Source organism: Pseudomonas abietaniphila (assembly GCF_039697315.1).
GTDB classification, from domain to species: domain Bacteria; phylum Pseudomonadota; class Gammaproteobacteria; order Pseudomonadales; family Pseudomonadaceae; genus Aquipseudomonas; species Aquipseudomonas abietaniphila_B.
The window spans coordinates 2,073,814-2,091,651 of record NZ_CP155619.1 but is presented as its reverse complement, the minus strand read 5'-3'; the positions used below and the strand labels follow the sequence as shown (position 1 = coordinate 2,091,651).

Sequence of the window (17,838 nt, the reverse complement as noted above, 5' to 3'; positions counted from 1 at the left end):
CGCGTGAACGCCTGAAGCCCGGGACATGAACTTGAAACTTGCAGCTTGTGGCTTGCCGCGTGCCGCTGCTTCTTACCAGCAAATACCTTCGGTCTGACCGTCTTCGGTGGTGGTGCCTTTCATGAAGCCCACCAGATCGATGACGCGTTTGCCGGCTGGCGCCTGGTTGGCCAGCGCACGGAAACGCTCGTCGCGGTTACCGAGGATGATCACGTCGGAATTTTCGATCACAGCGTCGAAATCCGAGTTGAGCAGGGAGGAAACGTGCGGGATCTTGGACTCGATGTACTCTTTGTTCGCACCGTGGACGCGAGCGTATTCAACGTTCTTGTCGTAGATGCTCAGGTCGAAACCCTTGCCGATCAGCATTTCAGCCAGCTCGACCAGTGGGCTTTCACGCAGGTCATCGGTGCCGGCCTTGAAGCTCAGACCCAGCAGGGCAACCTTGCGGGTGTCGCTTGCCGCAACGATGTCGAAAGCGTTCTGGACCTGGGAGACGTTGCTGCGCATCAGGGAGTTGAGCAGCGGCGCTTCGACGTCCAGAGAGCTGGCGCGGTAGGTGAGGGCGCGCACGTCCTTCGGCAGGCACGAACCGCCGAATGCGAAGCCTGGGCGCATGTAGTACTGCGACAGGTTCAGGGCCTTGTCCTGGCAGACCACTTCCATCACTTCACGGCCATCGACGCCGACGGCCTTGGCGATGTTGCCGATTTCGTTGGCGAAGGTGACTTTGGTCGCGTGCCAGACGTTGCAGGTGTACTTGATCATTTCGGCGACAGCGATGTCCTTGCGGATGATCGGTGCGTCGAGCTCTTCGTACAGCGATTGCAGAACGTCACCGGACGCCTTGTCGAATTCGCCGATCACGGTCATCGGAGGATGGTCGTAGTCAGCGATCGCGGTGCTTTCACGCAGGAACTCAGGGTTCACCGCAACGCCGAAGTCGACGCCGGCTTTCTTGCCCGAGCAGTCTTCCAGGATCGGGATGACAACGTTTGCGACCGTGCCCGGCAGAACGGTGCTGCGCACGACGATGGTGTGACGCGAGGTTTTTTCACGCAGTACGAAGCCGATTTCGCGGCAGACGGACTCGATGAAGTCCAGTTCCAGATCACCGTTTTTCTTGCTTGGCGTGCCGACGCAGATCATCGACAGATCGGTGGCCCGAATGGCCTCGGAAAAGTCCGTCGTGCCGCGCAGTTTACCGGTTTTGATACCGGTTTCGAGCAGTTCGCCCAGACCCGGTTCCACAATTGGAGACTTGCCCTGGTTGATCAGGTCGATCTTGGCGCTGGAGATATCCACACCGACAACATCATGACCACGCGCCGAGAGGCAACCAGCACATACTGCACCGACATAGCCCAAACCAAAGATGCTGATATGCATCGTAATCTCCTCGATTTTCACGCCATTAGTTGGCTGGATATAAAATTGTCTTACAACTTTTGCGCACTCGTTCGCACGGCAAGTTAATGTCGTGTAACAAGCACAGGCAGAATTTAAAGTTGGGCGCCCTGTTCCCGAGGCGGGCCCGGATGTTACAGATCTAAAGCGTCGAGTAATCCATATATATGTATATGAACTCCCGATCTGGGATATGGCATAGCACTCCGGCGGATGGTTGCGAGTCGCTGCCGCGCCTCTGGCTCAAGGCTTTTGGCCATGATTCAGTCTTGTCTTGCTCGTCAGTGACTGCAGGCACCCCGTTGGTGCTTGCTCGATTTACCGAAACTAGTTTGGTGCGTTCTCTCCTTGTACGAACCACAATGACCCTTTAGTCATAACTGTTTGATAAGCAACTTAGAGATCCGTCTTGCCCGTATGTAAGAGATGTCTCACAAGGTGGGCGAGAATTGTTACGGGATGTAGGAGCATAGGGCTTCCCCATAAGTTCCTGGCCGCTCGTCCTCTTTTTGAGATTTTTTGAAATACCTTTCACCATCTAGATGGTTGCACTCTGATAGCACTTTCTGCGCAACCCCTAGTTATAAAGGGCTTGCGCGGTGTGTATGTAAAGGTGCCACTAGTGCAAGAAAGCGAAGCGCCATCACTCAAAAAGGTTGTTAAATTTTCGAGAAAAAATGCGAGAACTTTTTCTTCGTCTTTTTATTGGCGCCAAAGCATTGTCAATGCTGCCGTTCGTCTGCTCAGAAGGCAGTTTCGGAACTTTGCGATGCATCTGAGTGGATGGTTTTTAGCCGGGTTATTTGAATGGAGAACAGTGTGAGCGGGAGGGGCGGGGAGGGGCGGAAGGTGGCATGGCGCTTCATGATGATAGAAAAAAGGCTTCGAGAGCCCTTTTTCAGTTCATTCACACGTCGGATTCATCCCGCAAAAACACCAGCTTGTCCGCCTTGGACAATTCTTTCGCGTACCGATACCCCTGCACATCGAACTGCTTCAGGTCGTCCGGGTTGTTGATGCGTTCAGAGATGACGAAGCGGCTCATCATGCCGCGCGCTTTTTTGGCGTAGAAGCTGATGATCTTGTACTGGCCGTTCTTCTGGTCGCGAAATTCGGTGTCGATGACGCGGGCGTTGAGCGCAGTGCGTTTGACGGCAGAGAAGTACTCGTTTGAGGCCAGGTTGAGCAGCACGTCATCGCCTTGTTCGGCGAGGGCCTCGTTGAGCCATTCGCTGATGCGGTTGCCCCAGAACGCGTACAGGTCTTTGCCGCGCGCGTTGGCGAGTTTGGTGCCCATTTCCAGGCGATACGGTTGCATCAGGTCGAGCGGGCGCAGCAGGCCGTAAAGGCCGGAGAGCATGCGCAGGTGTTGCTGGGCGTAGTCGAGTTCGGTTTCGCTGAGGGTGTCGGCAGCGAGGCCGGTGTACACGTCACCTTTGAAGGCCAGCAGCGCCTGTTTGGCGTTGCTCGGCGTAAAGGCGGGCGTCCAACTGCCGAAGCGTGCAGCGTTGAGGCCGGCCAGGTTGTCCGACAGGTGCATCAACTCGCTGATCTGCGACGGGGTGAGCTCGCGCAGTTGGGTGATGAGTTCCTGGGAGTGGTCCAGGTATTGAGGCTGGGTAAAGCGCTCGGTGGTGGGCGGTGTCTCGAAATCGAGGGTCTTCGCTGGGGATATCACCATCAGCATGCGGTCGTCTCCTTTAATCGTGGCCGCGATTCTAGGGGTTGTGCCCGGATGACTCCAGCTATGGTGATGATAGGTAGGGCGCCTTGTGCGAGGCAGACGTGTATGAGGCTCCTGTGGGAGCTAATTCATTCGCGAAAATATTCCGGGCGATGGAAATGCGTCGTTCTTGCTGGCGAATCGCGAATGAATTCGCTCCCACAGGGATGCGCAGAGGTCGCTGAACGCTGATTCTGGGCCAACCCAAATCCGCTATAGTGCCTCGCCGGTTTCGGCCTCTTTGTTCAAGGATTGGGAGCACGTCGTTTTGCGCATGCCGTTATTGATCGGTGCCTGTCTGCTCGCGTTCAACGCGCAGGCGGCGACTGGAGAGATTGCGACGATGGATCGCAGTGTCTGGCCGGAGGTCCTGGAGACCCCGCAGCTGTTCGATGTGGCCTCGCGGGCCGAGATCCTGAGTTTTGCTCATCAACTGCTTGAGAGTGAAAACATCAGCGATGTCCAACTGGCCGAGCGTCTCGGGTTGCGGCAGATCAACGTGGCCACGGTCAACCTGATACGCAATCGCCTGTGGACACGACTGTTCGACAACTGGAAAGCCGCCGAGAAGTCCTGCGAAGCCGATGCCTCGTTCTGCGTGCTGGTCGACGACGTGCCGATGCTGCGTCAGCGGGCGGCTGAGTACAAAGTTGCGGACGATTCGTTTTATGCCCGCTGGGCCGCGCCAGCCGATGCCTTCAATCAGCGTTACCTGAACGAACTGCTGCGCATGGCGGCGCTGTTTCCGCAGACCAGCAGCGAAGTCGAGCGCTACAACTCGGACGAGTTAAGCGGCGAAGAAATGCCCGACCGCACGTTCCTTCTCAATTTCGAGAGCGGTCCTACAGTTGCAGACGGCGCCACCGACTGGCTGGCGGATTTCATGCGTCAGCAGAAGATCAACGCCACCTTCTTCGTGCTCGGTAAAAACCTGCAAACCCGGCTGGACGCCAGTTCTCCTCAAGCGCTGCAGACGGTGTATCGCCAGCAGTGTGTGGGGATCCAAGGCTGGGAGTACCGTTCGCACGCCCACTGGAATGACTGGCAGGATTCAGTCGAGCGCAGCGCCGCGTTGGTGCAACAGGCCCTGCCAGACAATTTCGTGCCGCTGTTCCGGCCGCCGTACGGCCATCGACGGGCTGACAGCGGGCAGTTTTTCCGCGATCAGCAGTTGCGCGTGTCGCTGTGGAACATTGATTCCCAGGACGCGACCGGCCGCATCAGCGCCGAACAGGCCGCGCACCGTGTGCTGACGTTGATGCTCTTGTGGCGCCACGGAAACATCGTGTTTCACGACAGCACGGACAAACCTCAACAGGCCGTGCCATGGCTGATGGCCAATACTGCGCAGAGCGGTGTGGTGTGGGAAGACTGTCATATTTATCCGCAGCAACTGTCGGACGAAACCGATCAGGCGGAGCCCGACGATCAAGACGCTGACGAGCCTGCGGACGAACAACCAGAGGATCAAACGCCAGATGCCACTCAGCCGTCGGCTAATCAGGCTGAAGAGCCCGGAAAACAAGGGGAGTAGGGAGACAAGCAGGTAGGATCGGTCGGATTTTTTCGAGGATTTCCCCCCGACCGGACTTCCGACTGTAAACGCGTGCGAACCATCCGCCAAGGGCTATTCGTCACGCTGTGAAATAAACTTCAAATTCCTCTCAAAACGCTTTTTTATGTCATCGGTTTTGCGGTATTACGACAACAGACCGCCGAACCCTGCAACACAGGTGGCGTCCCCCCAGACCCCACTTTGCGCATTTCTCTCCTGCCTGAAGGAGAGAGCCCGGCGGCCTTTTCGTAGCGCGACATCGACTGTGTGTCGCGTTACCTGGCTACTACAAAGGTGAGCGAGTATGGATGACCACGGACGCACCCCTTCCTCTAACCAGCCAATCCTCTATGTGCTCGATACCAATGTATTGATTCATGATCCAAACGCGCTGCTGAATTTCGAAGAACACCACGTCGCACTCCCCATGACGGTCCTCGAAGAACTGGACAAGCTCAAGGCGGGCAAACACTCGGTCGCTGCGGAATGCCGCCAGGCCATTCGGTTGATCGACAAGACACTTGGCGAAGCGACCCCGGAGGAGGTCGAACGAGGCGTACCGATTGATCGCGGTACAGGCGTTTTCAAGGGTTATCTGTCCATCCTGATGAGCAAGCGCGAAGAGCCCAACAGCCTTCTGCCCGAGCATCTGAACGACAACATCATCATCAATCAACTGATCGATCTGCATGCGCGCAAAAAGGACATGCGCATCGTGCTGGTCACCAAAGACATCAACATGCGCCTGAAGGCGCGCGCCTGCGGTATTGCGGCTGAAGACTACAGCACCGACCAGTTGGTCGATGACGTGTCGATGCTGTCGCGCGGTTATCACACCATGACCGGTTCCTTCTGGGACCGCGTCAGCAAGGTCGACACGCGCCAGGACCATGGCCGCACCTGGCACAAAGTGCAGATGGCCGAGCAGATCCCGGCCGTTCACATCAACGAGTTCATCATCGACGAGCAGGGCTTCGTCGGCTGGATCAAAGGCGTCAAACCGGATGAGTTGCTGTTGCTGGACATGCACCAGGAGCCGCTGTTGCACCAGGAAGCCTGGGGCCTGAAACCGCGTGACATCTACCAGGGCCTGGCGCTGTTCGCGTTGCTGGATCCGGATATTCATCTGGTCAACCTGTCGGGCGCTGCAGGCTCGGGCAAGACCATTCTGGCGCTGGCCGCTGCCATTGAGCAGACCATGGTCAGCAAACGTTATCGCCGCATCATCGCAACTCGTAGCGTGCAGGGTCTGGACCAGGAGATCGGGTTCCTGCCGGGCACCGAAGCCGAGAAGATGGAGCCTTGGCTCGGTGCGATCACCGACAACCTGGAAGCGCTGCACATGGACGATGAAAACACCCATGGCAGTGTCGACTACATCCTGAGCAAAGTGCCGTTGCAGTTCAAATCCCTTAACTACATTCGAGGCCGCAGTTTCCAGCAAAGCCTGATCCTGATCGACGAATGCCAGAACCTCACCCCGCACCAGATGAAAACCATCATCACCCGTGCCGGTGCCGGTTCCAAGGTGGTCTGCCTGGGTAACCTGGCGCAGATCGACACCCCATACCTGTCGGCCACCAGTTCCGGCCTGACTTACCTGACGGAGCGCTTCAAGGATTTCCCCAACGGCGTGCACATCACCCTGCAAGGGGTTCCACGCTCGATCCTGGCTGAGTACGCGGAGAGTCATCTTTAAACTGCTGCTTGAATCAGTGGGCGCCGACGTTTCGGCGCCCCTTTATTTCGCGGACCACCCCCATTACGAGCACCTGGATGGAGATTCCTTGTAGGCGCGTGGCTTGTCCCGCGATTGCGTTGGATCATCTGCATCATCGTTGGCTGACCCACCGCAATCGCGGGACAAGCCACGCTCCTACAGTTTCCGCGTCTCAGGGTTTACAATCCTCGCTCCTGTCCAGGAGTCATCCCGTGCTTACTCATCTCGATTCCCAAGGTCGCGCCAATATGGTCGACGTCACTGAAAAAGCGGTGACGTCCCGTGAAGCCGTGGCCGAAGCCCGCGTGCGCATGCTGCCTGAAACCCTGCAAATGATTGTCGCCGGTGGTCATCCGAAAGGGGATGTGTTCGCCGTGGCGCGCATCGCCGGGATTCAGGCAGCGAAGAAAACCAGCGACCTGATTCCTTTGTGCCATCCGTTGATGCTGACCAGCGTCAAGGTCGAGCTCAGTGCCGAAGGCGACGACACCGTCCACATCGTCGCCCGCTGCAAACTGTCCGGGCAGACCGGTGTGGAAATGGAAGCGCTGACCGCTGCCAGTGTTGCGGCGCTGACGATCTATGACATGTGCAAGGCCGTTGATCGCGGCATGGTTATCGAGCATGTTCGCCTGCTGGAAAAGCTCGGCGGCAAAAGCGGGCACTTCGTGGCCGATGAAAAGGTGGAGGCGCAATGACTATTCACGTTCAGGTTCAGTTCTTCGCCCGGTTCCGCGAGACGCTGGGAACCGAAAGCGAGAATCTGGAGGGCGGCTTCGCGACGGTCGGCGCGATTCGTGAGCATCTACTCGCTCGCGGAGGCGTTTGGGACGTGCTGGCGGAGCAGAACATCATGTGCGCCCGCAATCAGGAACTGTGCTCGCTGAATGAACCCGTCGAAGCGGGCGACGAAGTGGCGTTCTTTCCCACCGTGACCGGAGGCTGATCATGGCCGTTCGAGTGCAGGCAACCGCGTTCGATCCGGGCGCAGAAGTCAACGCGATGCACGATGCCAACGTCGGTGTTGGCGCGGTGGTGAGCTTTGTCGGTTACGTGCGGGATTTCAACGACGGGCGAGAAGTGGCCGGGATGTTGCTCGAACACTATCCGGGCATGACCGAAAAGGCGCTGGGCAAGATAGTCGAGCAAGCGCAGCAGCGCTGGCCGTTGCTCAAGATCGAGGTGCTGCATCGCATCGGCGCGCTTGAGCCGGGTGAGCCGATTGTCTTTGTCGGGGTCGCCAGTGCTCATCGGCAGGCCGCGTTCGAGGCCTGCGATTTCGTCATGGATTATCTGAAAACCCGCGCGCCGTTCTGGAAGAAAGAGAACACCTCAGAAGGCCCGCGCTGGGTAGAAGGCCGCGACAGTGATCATGCCGCCGCGCAGCGCTGGAAAAAAGCCGAGCTTTAGCTCGTATTTGTAGGAGCGCGCTTGCCCGCGATTGCGGTGTGTCAGCCAAATAAATATCGCTGGCACGATCTCATCGCGGGCAAGCGCGCTCCTACAAGGGCAGAGGCCTTATTCGGATTCCGCCGCAGGCTGTGCCCGAGGTTTGCGCACCACCGCCCGCAGCAACTCGGTCGGCGGCATCTCGCAACTGATCTTGCGGCCCAGCTTCTCTTCGATTGACGGCAACTGGTACGAATCGTCTTCACCGGCGAAGCTGATAGAGACGCCGTCGGCGCCCGCGCGGCCGGTCCGGCCGATGCGGTGTACATAGTCGTCCGGCACTTCCGGCAGCGTGAAGTTGATCACGTGGCTGATGCCGTCGATGTGAATCCCGCGACCTGCCACGTCGGTGGCCACCAGGACGCGAATCTTGCCTTCACGGAACCCTTCCAGCGTCTTGATCCGCTTGTGTTGCGGGACGTCGCCCGACAGCTGCGCGGCGTTGACGCCGTCCCGCACCAGACGTTCTTCGATGCGACGCACTTCGTCCTTGCGGTTGGCGAAGACCATCACGCGTTCCCAACCGTTGTCGTTGATCAGGTTGAACAGCAGCTTGTATTTGTCCGCTGCAGCGACGGCATAGATGTGTTGTTCGACGGTGTCGCTGGCGACGTTCAGCGATTCGATTTCGACGATCGCCGGGTCAGTGGTCCATTGCTTGGCCAGGTTCATGACGTCTTCGGTGAACGTCGCCGAGAACAGCAGCGTCTGGCGCTCACCTTTGTGCGGGGTCTGGCGGATGATCGAGCGCACCTGAGGGATGAAGCCCATGTCGAGCATGCGGTCGGCTTCGTCCAGCACCATCACTTCGACCATGTCCAGATGCACTTCACCGCGCTGGTTGAAGTCCAGCAAGCGGCCCGGGGTCGCCACGAGGATGTCGCAGTGACGCGCTTCGAGTTGCTTGAGCTGTTTGTCGAAGTCCATGCCGCCAACGAACGTCATGACGTTGAGATTGGTGTACTTGGTCAGTGCCTCAGCGTCCTTGGCAATCTGCACCACGAGCTCGCGGGTCGGCGCGATGATCAGCGCACGGGGTTCACCCATGTAGCGTTCTTTCGGCGGCGGGGTCTGGGTCAGTTGCGTGATGATCGAGATCAGGAATGCGGCCGTCTTGCCCGTGCCGGTCTGCGCGCGACCGATCGCATCCTTGCCCTTGAGCGTGTAGCCCAGGACACCGGCCTGAATCGGCGTGCAGTAGGGGAATCCCAGATCCTGAATGGCGTGCATGAGCTCGGGGGCTAGCGGGAAATCATGAAAGCGGGTTTTGCCTTCCTGCGGTTCGACCACGAAGTCTTCGACTTTCCACGGTGCGACGACAGGTTTGGGCGCGCGCTCACGACGCGGGCGTTCAGCCTTGGGACGTGGAGCGGCAGGTTGACTCGAAGCCTCTGTTTGCGCGGTGGGCGCGACGGGCGAGGCTGTTTCCCGGTACGAGCCTTCGGTCGGGCTTTTGGAAACGGGGAGGGGAGCAGCGGGTGCGAGCTGCTCAGCCTCGCTTTTACCGAACATTTTTTTAAGTGCTTTGAGCACGGTCATCTCGTCGATTGATTAAGGAATATACGCCGGGCAGTGTAAAGCAAGAACCCGGCGCGGCGTAGTGCCATACCAAATCCGCAAGACAAATGAAAGGAACAATTGGCGTTTTAACGCAGCCGATCCCCGAGCCAGACGCCTATGTCGGAAATTTCCTGCGGTAACACTTCATGGCCCATTGGGTATTCCTGCCATGTCGCGGTGACGTCTTTGGCTTTCAATTGCTCATAGGCGGTTCGGCCCATGGCGTTTTGAACGACTTCATCGTAGATGCCATGCAAGCAATACACCGGAATGCGCTGCTGGCTGGCCGACAGGACCATTTCATCGCTGAACGTTGGCGCATAGGTGGAGAGCGCCAGAACCCCGCCCAGCGGGCCTTCCCAGCGCAAGAACGCGGTGTGCAGCACGACGGCGCCGCCTTGAGAGAATCCGGCGAGGAAGATGCGTGCAGGGTCGATTCCGCTGTCTCGCTGGGCTTCGATCAGGGTCAGGACGCGCTGCGCCGAGCCCTCCAGCTGATCGCGATCGATCGCGCGCGCCGGGCTCATGGCCTTGATGTCATACCAGCTCGGCATTTCATAACCGCCGTTCACCGTGACTGCGCGGGTCGGGGCTTGCGGCAAGACGAAACGGGTGGTCAGCAAGGTCTGCTGCAGCGCCTCTGCAACGGGCATGAAGTCGTAACGGTCGGCACCCAGGCCATGTAGCCAGATGACGCAGGCATCGGCGGTTTTTTCCGGCTCGATGATCAGGGGTTCGCTCATGTGTGCTCCATTTGTGTGCGATGGCTCTGGCGCGGCGCTTTAACGCGGTGCGTGGCCGTATTCAGATATGAAAGAAGATGTCGCAAGGTTACAAGTTTTGATCTTGACCTGTCGCTAATTCGACTTTGCCAGCATGGTGGTACGGGCTTTGCTACACATCCCCCGGAGTGAAGGCGCTCACCTCAGGCGGTAACACTAATGGGCCATTAATCATTCGGTCTATTGTTACGTCGGGGCAGCACGGAGTCCATCGATCGGGATTCCAGGCACGATTCGCTTTGAACCTCGGGGTTCAAGGACATCATGGGGCTTCAGTCCGCTTGACCAATCGAACCCGCAAATGCGGTGGACGAAACGCAAGATACCGGTTTCGGGTTCGGGTCTTACGTCGCATGACCCAAAAACAAGCCAGCACGGGTCATTAATGCCTCACAAGGGTGCGGCGGGGCTAAAGCTCCTACACAACAAAGAGCAAACTGGAGGTTTGAATGAAGATGTTGAAATCCACCCTGGCTGTAGTGGCCGCCGCAGCAGCACTGGGCATCACTGGTTTCGCTCAAGCGGGCGCTAAGCTGGATGCGATTCAGAAAAAAGGCTTCATCCAGTGCGGTGTGAGTGACGGTCTGCCAGGTTTCTCGGTCCCAGACGCAAGCGGTACTATCAAGGGGATCGACGCCGACTTCTGCCGCGCTGTTGCTGCCGCTGTTTTCGGTGATGCCACCAAGGTCAAGTTCAGCCAGCTGAACGCCAAGGAGCGTTTCACCGCGCTGCAATCGGGCGAAATCGACATCCTGTCGCGTAACACCACCTGGACCAGTTCTCGCGACGCGAGCATGGGCCTGATGTTCCCGGGTTTCGTGACGTACTACGACGGCGTTGGCTTCCTGGCCAACAGCAAGCTGGGCGTGAAGAGTGCCAAGGAACTGGACGGTGCGACCATCTGTATTCAAGCCGGTACCACCACCGAGCTGAACGTCTCCGACTACTTCCGCGCCAACAACCTGAAATACACCCCGATCACCTTCGACACCTCCGACGAAAGCGCCAAGTCGCTGGAATCCGGCCGTTGCGACGTGCTGACTTCCGACAAGTCGCAGCTGTACGCACAGCGTTCGAAGCTGGCTAAACCGACCGACTACGTCGTTCTGCCTGAAACCATTTCCAAAGAACCACTGGGCCCAGTCGTCGCTCGCGGTGACGAAGAGTGGACCACCCTGGTTCGCTGGGTAGGCTTCGCCTTGTTGAACACTGAAGAAGCAGGCATCACTTCCAAGAACGTCGAAGCCGAAGCCAAATCCACCAAAAACCCTGACGTTGCACGTCTGCTGGGTGCTGACGGCGACTACGGTCCGCAGCTGAAACTGAAGAAAGACTGGGTCGTTCAGATCGTCAAGCAAGTAGGTAACTACGGCGAGATCTTCGAGAAAAACCTGGGCAAAAGCACGCCTCTGGCTATTGACCGTGGTCAGAACGCTCTGTGGAACGCTGGCGGCATTCAATACGCACCACCTGTGCGTTGATTGACCTGTACCCGGCTGCGTAAGGCGCAGCCGGGTACTTCGTTCCATTTTTTCTGGGGCACTTCATGCAAAATCAAATCAGCGCACCAAAGCAGAGGCTATCCCTCAGCGATCCCAAAGTGCGTGCGTGGCTATTTCAGATAATCACGGTTATCGCAGTAGTCGCGATGGGTTGGTATCTGTTCGATAACACCCAAACCAACCTGCAACACCGGGGTATCAACTCAGGTTTCGGTTTCCTCGAAAACAGCGCCGGTTTCGGCATCGCGCAACACCTGATTCCGTTCACGGAATCGGATAGTTACGCGAGGGTTTTCCTTATCGGTTTGCTCAACACGCTGCTGGTCACATTCATTGGCGTGATTCTCGCGACCTTGCTCGGCTTCATCGTCGGTGTGGCGCGGCTGTCCAACAACTGGATCATCAACAAACTGGCGACGATCTACGTCGAAGTCTTCCGCAACATTCCGCCGCTGCTGCAGATCCTCTTCTGGTATTTCGCGGTGTTCCTGACGCTGCCGGGACCTCGCGCCGCTCACGGCTTCTTCGGCTCGTTCTTCGTCAGCAGTCGTGGCTTGAACATGCCTGGAGCGATCGCCACCGACGCTGCATGGCCGTTCGTGATCAGTGTGATTCTGGCAATCGTCGCTATCGTCTTTATGGCCAAATGGGCCAATAAGCGGTTCGACGCGACAGGCGTTCCGTTTCACAAATTCTGGGCGGGCCTGGCCCTGTTCATCGTCATCCCTGCGTTGTGTACGCTGATCTTCGGTGCGCCTGTGCATTGGGAAGTCCCTGAACTCAAAGGCTTCAACTTCGTAGGCGGCTGGGTATTGATCCCGGAGTTGCTGGCGCTGACCTTGGCCCTGACGGTTTACACGGCGGCATTTATTGCTGAAATCGTGCGCTCGGGCATCAAGTCGGTCAGCCACGGCCAGACCGAAGCCGCACGTTCGTTGGGCCTGCGCCCAGGTCCTACGCTGCGCAAGGTCATCATCCCGCAAGCACTGCGGGTGATCATTCCGCCATTGACCAGCCAATACCTGAACCTGGCGAAAAACTCCTCGCTGGCAGCGGGTATCGGTTACCCGGAAATGGTTTCGCTGTTCGCCGGCACCGTTCTCAACCAGACCGGCCAGGCCATCGAAGTCATTGCCATCACCATGAGCGTGTACCTGGCGATCAGTATCAGCATTTCCCTGCTGATGAACTGGTACAACAAGCGCATTGCGCTGATCGAGCGGTGAGGAAACGCGCATGACATCCCATACTTTCAAACCTGACATGCCGCCGCCGAGCAAAGTCTTCGGCCCGGTGGCATGGATGCGCCAGAACCTGTTCTCGAGCTGGATCAACTCCCTGTTGACCCTGTTCGCGATCTACCTGATCTGGCTGATCGTTCCGCCCCTGCTGAGCTGGTCAATTTTCGACGCCAACTGGGTCGGCACCACACGCGCCGACTGCACCAAGGCTGGCGCCTGCTGGGTGTTCATCGAGCAGCGTTTCGGCCAGTTCATGTACGGGTATTACCCGCAGGCACTGCGCTGGAGGGTCGACCTGACCGTCTGGCTGGCGATCATCGGTGCTGCACCGCTGTTCATCAAGATGATGCCGCGCAAGGCCATCTACGGTCTGTCGTTCCTGGTCATTTATCCGATCGTTGCCTACTTCCTGCTGCATGGCGGCATCTTCGGCATGGTTAACGTAGCGACCAGCCAATGGGGCGGCCTGATGCTGACACTGGTCATCGCCACTGTGGGTATCGCCGGTGCTTTGCCATTGGGCGTGGTGCTGGCGTTGGGTCGTCGCTCGGACATGCCGGCCATCCGCGTGCTGTGCGTGACGTTCATCGAGTTCTGGCGTGGCGTTCCGTTGATCACCGTGCTGTTCATGTCCTCGGTAATGCTGCCGCTGTTCCTGCCGGAAGGCATGAACTTCGACAAACTGCTGCGCGCCCTGATCGGCGTGATCATGTTCCAGTCGGCCTATGTGGCTGAAGTGGTGCGTGGTGGCATGCAGGCGATTCCCAAAGGGCAGTACGAAGCGGCTGCGGCCATGGGCCTGGGTTACTGGCGCCGGATGGGCCTGGTGATTCTGCCGCAAGCTCTGAAGCTGGTGATTCCGGGTCTGGTGAACACGGTTATTGCGCTGTTCAAGGACACCAGCCTTGTCATCATCATCGGCCTGTTCGACCTGCTCAACAGCGTCAAGCAAGCTGCCGCCGACCCGAACTGGCTCGGCATGGCGACCGAGGGCTACGTATTCGCGGCCCTGGTGTTCTGGATCTTCTGTTTCGGTATGTCCCGCTACTCCATGCATTTGGAGCGTAAGTTGGACACAGGCCACAAGCGTTAGGAGTTATGTGATGAGTGAAGCTATCAGCAAGCCTCTGGGCGCCGAAGGCATGATCCGGATGGAAGGCGTACACAAATGGTACGGCCAGTTCCATGTATTGAAAGACATCAACCTGAATGTGCGTCAGGGCGAACGTATCGTATTGTGCGGCCCGTCGGGCTCGGGCAAATCGACCACCATTCGCTGCCTGAACCGTCTGGAAGAACACCAGCAAGGTCGCATCATTGTTGATGGCACCGAACTGACGTCTGACCTGAAGCAGATCGAAACCATTCGCCGGGAAGTCGGCATGGTGTTCCAGCATTTCAACCTGTTCCCGCACCTGACCATCCTGCAGAACTGCACGCTGGCGCCGATGTGGGTGCGCAAGATGCCGAAGAAAAAGGCGGAAGAAATCGCCATGCACTACCTGGAACGCGTACGCATTCCGGAGCAGGCGCACAAGTACCCGGGTCAGCTGTCCGGTGGTCAGCAACAGCGTGTAGCCATCGCCCGCGCCCTGTGCATGAAGCCGAAAATCATGCTGTTCGACGAGCCAACCTCGGCCCTCGACCCGGAAATGGTGAAAGAGGTTCTGGACACCATGGTCGGTCTGGCTGAAGAAGGCATGACCATGCTCTGCGTGACCCACGAAATGGGCTTCGCCCGCACCGTGGCCAACCGCGTGATCTTCATGGACAAAGGCGAAATCGTCGAACAAGCCGCCCCGAACGACTTCTTTGACAACCCGCAAAGCGACCGCACCAAACTGTTCCTCAGCCAGATCCTGCACTGAGTCGACAGCAGTAACACCCTCAGAACCCGGACCTTGTGTCCGGGTTTTTTGTTTCGGAGTGAGCGCCTGCAGGTTGCCGCTCGACACGGATCCGGATTCGGACACAGGTTTGTGCATCGAAGGCGTTCTCTGTGGGAGCTGCCGGAGGTTACGACGGTGGCGAACGCGGTTTTTCGGCCGGCAGAGGTGTGTTGACTGCCCCGGCCTCTTCGCGACCCTCGTAACCTCAGATTGCTCCTACAGAGACCGGGTGTTCGCCATCGACACTTAGCCTGTTGGGGCCGCCCGGCACAACCCTGTGGGCGCATCCGGCACAGACCTTGTAGGAGCTGCTGGAGGTTATGACGGTGGCGAATGCGGTCTTTCAGCCGGCAGAGGTGTGTTGACTTTACCGGCCTCTTCGCGACCCTCGTAACCTCGGATTGCTCCCACAGAGACCGCGTGTTCGCCATCGACACCCAGCCTGTTGGGGCCGCCCGGCACAGAACCTGTGGAGGCATCCGGCACAAGCCCTGTGGGAGCTGCCGGAGGTTACGACGGTGGCGAACGCGGTTTTTCGGCCGGCAGAGGTGTGTTGACTGCCCCGGCCTCTTCGCGACCCTCGTAACCTCGGATTGCGCCCACAGAGACCGCGTGTTCGCCATCGACACTTAGCCTGTTGGGGCCGCCCGGCACAGAACCTGTGGAAGCATCCGGCACAAGCTCTGTGGTCGCATCCGGCGCAGACCTTGTGGGAGCTGCCGGAGGTTACGACGGTGGCGAATGCGGTTTTCGGCCGGCAGAGGTGCGTTGACTGTACCGGCCTCTTCGCGACCCTCGTAACCTCGGATTGCTCCTACAGAGACCGCGTGTTCGCCATCGACACCCAGCCTGTTGGGGCTGCCCGGCACAGAACCTGTGGGCGCATCCGGCACAGACCTTGTAGGAGCTGCTGGAGGTTACGACGGTGGCGAACGCGGTTTTTCGGCCGCCAGAGGTTTGTTGACTGTAAGGGCCTCTTCGCGACCCTCGTAACCTCGGATTGCTCCCACAGAGACCGCGTATTCGCCATCGACACCCAGCCTGTTGTGGCTGCCCGGCACAGAACCTGTGGAGGCATCCGGCACAAGCCCTGTGGGAGCTGCCGGAGGTTACGACGGTGGCGAACGCGGTTTTTCGGCCGGCAGAGGTGTGTTGACTACCCCGGCCTCTTCGCGACCCTCGTAACCTCGGATTGCGCCCACAGAGACCGCGTGTTCGCCATCGACACTTAGCCTGTTGGGGCCGCCCGGCACAGAACCTGTGGAAGCATCCGGCACAAGCTCTGTGGTCGCATCCGGCGCAGACCTTGTGGGAGCTGCCGGAGGTTACGACGGTGGCGAATGCGGTTTTCGGCCGGCAGAGGTGCGTTGACTGTACCGGCCTCTTCGCGACCCTCGTAACCTCGGATTGCTCCTACAGAGACCGCGTGTTCGCCATCGACACCCAGCCTGTTGGGGCTGCCCGGCACAGAACCTGTGGGCGCATCCGGCACAGACCTTGTAGGAGCTGCTGGAGGTTACGACGGTGGCGAACGCGGTTTTTCGGCCGCCAGAGGTTTGTTGACTGTAAGGGCCTCTTCGCGACCCTCGTAACCTCGGATTGCTCCCACAGAGACCGCGTATTCGCCATCGACACCCAGCCTGTTGTGGCTGCCCGGCACAGAACCTGTGGAAGCATCCGGCACAAGCTCTGTGGTCGCATCCGGCGCAGACCTTGTGGGAGCTGCCGGAGGTTACGACGGTGGCGAATGCGGTTTTCGGCCGGCAGAGGTGCGTTGATGTTCTGGTCAAGTAATCCCGGACACCGGTTACGGTAATCAAGCTGCCTGCTGCTCCATGGTTATTGGCGACAGGTAGTTGTTGTAGCTGTGGAGCCTGGTTCGGTTGTATCGCATGAAGAAGCTGGTCATGTCCCGTCTGGCTTCTTCGATCTCTGTATAGCCCTTGGCGGGTACCCATTCTGATTTGAGCGTGCCAAAGAATCGCTCCGTCGGCGCATTGTCCCAGCACTGGCCTCTGCGGCTCATGCTTTGGGTGATGCCATGCTCAAGCAGTCCAGCCTGGAAGCGTTGGCTGGTACTGGCAGCCTTGATCCGAATGAAACATCAGACCTGCATGCCTGCCTCGTACTTCTACCGCCATCCTGAGCGCTTTGGTGACCAGGTTGGCGTCATTGATCAGAGAAAATGCCCACCCAACGACTCGTCGGGCGAACAGGTCGATGACCACGGCCAAGTGGTACCAACGTTTCCCGACCATCAGACTGGTAACGTCGCCGCACCAGACCTGATTGATGGCTGCTGGCTGAAAATTACGTTCAAGCAGATTCTTGGCCACAAATGCCTCAACCCCTCTGGAGCGATACGGGTGGCGACGGCGCTGCCTGCTGGTCAGGTTTGCCTCTGCCATGAGTTTTCCAGCCAGATACCTTCCAACCCTGAGCTGCTGGGCCTTCAAACACTGAGAAATCATTCTCGCCCCCGCACTTTCTCTGCTTTCAGCATGCAATTGCACGACCTTTGCCCGGAGCACGTCACGCTTGGCATCCGGCGCTGAACGACGATGAAGCCAGTCATAGAACGCGCTGCGAGAAACGCCCAGCGCGTCACAAAGCTGGCAGGTCGGATACGAGCCTGACTCTCTCAGCTCCTCGATCAGGAAAAACGATCGGGATCCGACATTAAGAGAGCGGTAGCCTTTTTTAGGATTTCGGCCTCGGTCTCAAGGCGTTTGATCTTGGCGCGTAACTGCTGGAGTTCTCGCTGCTCATCGCTGATCGCCTTGGTGCCTGCAACGGGCTGTCCTTTTTGGCGTTCTTTACGAACCTGATCAACCCAGCGGCGCAGAGCCGTAGGACCGACGTCCATTGATGCGCAGACATCGGGAACCGAACAGTTATCGTCAAGAACCATGCTTGCAGCACGTTGCTTGAACTCGCGGGTATAGGTCTTTCGTTCTTGCATGGAACCTCCTGAATAGGCGAATCATATCGCCCTTAAGAAGTGTCCGAG

General features: G+C 58.4%; 14 protein-coding genes and 2 pseudogenes. 9 read left to right on the top strand and 7 right to left on the bottom strand.

Going from position 1 to position 17,838, the window contains the following annotated elements; genetic code table 11:
* Window positions 1-72 precede the first annotated feature (72 nt).
* Together ABDX87_RS09240 and yaaA are read right to left on the bottom strand one after the other, a co-directional pair.
* Window positions 73-1,389, bottom strand: a complete 1,317-nt coding sequence (locus tag ABDX87_RS09240; RefSeq protein WP_346832586.1) for a nucleotide sugar dehydrogenase — start codon at window positions 1,387-1,389, stop codon at window positions 73-75.
* Window positions 1,390-2,314: 925 nt separating this feature from the next.
* Complete coding sequence (gene yaaA, locus ABDX87_RS09235; protein ID WP_346832585.1) at window positions 2,315-3,094, bottom strand: peroxide stress protein YaaA; 780 nt, start codon at window positions 3,092-3,094, stop codon at window positions 2,315-2,317.
* A gap of 304 nt (window positions 3,095-3,398) precedes the next feature.
* Between yaaA and ABDX87_RS09230 the strand changes: the two are divergent.
* From ABDX87_RS09230 to moaE, 5 genes and pseudogenes are all read left to right on the top strand, one after another.
* Window positions 3,399-4,562: pseudogene (locus ABDX87_RS09230) on the top strand (polysaccharide deacetylase family protein); the annotation flags it as partial.
* Between the two features lie 427 nt (window positions 4,563-4,989).
* Window positions 4,990-6,384 (top strand): PhoH family protein, encoded by a 1,395-nt coding sequence (locus ABDX87_RS09225; protein ID WP_346832584.1) that lies wholly within the window; start codon window positions 4,990-4,992, stop codon window positions 6,382-6,384.
* Window positions 6,385-6,617: 233 nt separating this feature from the next.
* Window positions 6,618-7,103 carry a cyclic pyranopterin monophosphate synthase MoaC gene (moaC, locus tag ABDX87_RS09220; protein ID WP_346832583.1) on the top strand — a complete coding sequence of 162 codons (486 nt, stop codon included), beginning with the start codon at window positions 6,618-6,620 and terminating at the stop codon, window positions 7,101-7,103.
* Window positions 7,100-7,351: a MoaD/ThiS family protein gene (locus ABDX87_RS09215; RefSeq protein ID WP_431061222.1), complete on the top strand. Its 252-nt coding sequence runs from the start codon at window positions 7,100-7,102 to the stop codon at window positions 7,349-7,351. Before moaC ends, ABDX87_RS09215 begins: the two co-directional genes overlap by 4 nt.
* Before the next feature lie 2 nt (window positions 7,352-7,353).
* On the top strand, window positions 7,354-7,815 hold the full coding sequence (moaE, locus tag ABDX87_RS09210) for a molybdopterin synthase catalytic subunit MoaE (RefSeq protein ID WP_346832582.1): 462 nt from the start codon (window positions 7,354-7,356) through the stop codon (window positions 7,813-7,815).
* A 108-nt stretch (window positions 7,816-7,923) separates the two neighbouring features.
* Here moaE and rhlB read toward each other — a convergent pair.
* Together rhlB and ABDX87_RS09200 are read right to left on the bottom strand one after the other, a co-directional pair.
* A pseudogene (gene rhlB / locus ABDX87_RS09205) lies at window positions 7,924-9,225 on the bottom strand (ATP-dependent RNA helicase RhlB); the annotation flags it as partial.
* Between the two features lie 275 nt (window positions 9,226-9,500).
* Window positions 9,501-10,157 (bottom strand): alpha/beta hydrolase, encoded by a 657-nt coding sequence (locus tag ABDX87_RS09200; protein WP_346832580.1) that lies wholly within the window; start codon window positions 10,155-10,157, stop codon window positions 9,501-9,503.
* A 488-nt stretch (window positions 10,158-10,645) separates the two neighbouring features.
* On the opposite strand from ABDX87_RS09200, the gene ABDX87_RS09195 reads away from it, so the two are divergent.
* From ABDX87_RS09195 to ABDX87_RS09180, 4 genes are all read left to right on the top strand, one after another.
* Window positions 10,646-11,677, top strand: a complete 1,032-nt coding sequence (locus ABDX87_RS09195) for an amino acid ABC transporter substrate-binding protein (RefSeq protein ID WP_346832579.1) — start codon at window positions 10,646-10,648, stop codon at window positions 11,675-11,677.
* Between the two features lie 65 nt (window positions 11,678-11,742).
* Entirely contained in the window at window positions 11,743-12,924 is a 1,182-nt protein-coding gene (locus ABDX87_RS09190; protein WP_346832578.1) for an amino acid ABC transporter permease, read from the top strand.
* A gap of 10 nt (window positions 12,925-12,934) precedes the next feature.
* Complete coding sequence (locus ABDX87_RS09185; protein ID WP_346832576.1) at window positions 12,935-14,032, top strand: amino acid ABC transporter permease; 1,098 nt, start codon at window positions 12,935-12,937, stop codon at window positions 14,030-14,032.
* 10 nt (window positions 14,033-14,042) lie between these two features.
* A complete protein-coding gene (locus tag ABDX87_RS09180; RefSeq protein ID WP_062386562.1) occupies window positions 14,043-14,807 on the top strand; it encodes an amino acid ABC transporter ATP-binding protein in 765 nt (254 codons plus the stop codon).
* Between the two features lie 1,837 nt (window positions 14,808-16,644).
* On the opposite strand, the gene ABDX87_RS09175 is transcribed toward ABDX87_RS09180, so the two are convergent.
* Genes ABDX87_RS09175 through ABDX87_RS09165 form a run of 3 tightly spaced genes read right to left on the bottom strand, consistent with a single transcriptional unit; the run spans window position 16,645 to window position 17,790 of the window.
* On the bottom strand, window positions 16,645-16,866 hold the full coding sequence (locus ABDX87_RS09175) for an integrase core domain-containing protein (RefSeq protein ID WP_346833474.1): 222 nt from the start codon (window positions 16,864-16,866) through the stop codon (window positions 16,645-16,647).
* A gap of 7 nt (window positions 16,867-16,873) precedes the next feature.
* A complete protein-coding gene (locus ABDX87_RS09170; RefSeq protein ID WP_346833473.1) occupies window positions 16,874-17,473 on the bottom strand; it encodes an IS3 family transposase in 600 nt (199 codons plus the stop codon).
* Window positions 17,474-17,481: 8 nt separating this feature from the next.
* The gene (locus ABDX87_RS09165; protein WP_004376391.1) at window positions 17,482-17,790 is read right to left on the bottom strand and encodes a transposase; all 309 of its coding nucleotides are present in this window, start codon (window positions 17,788-17,790) and stop codon (window positions 17,482-17,484) included.
* Window positions 17,791-17,838: the final 48 nt, after the last annotated feature.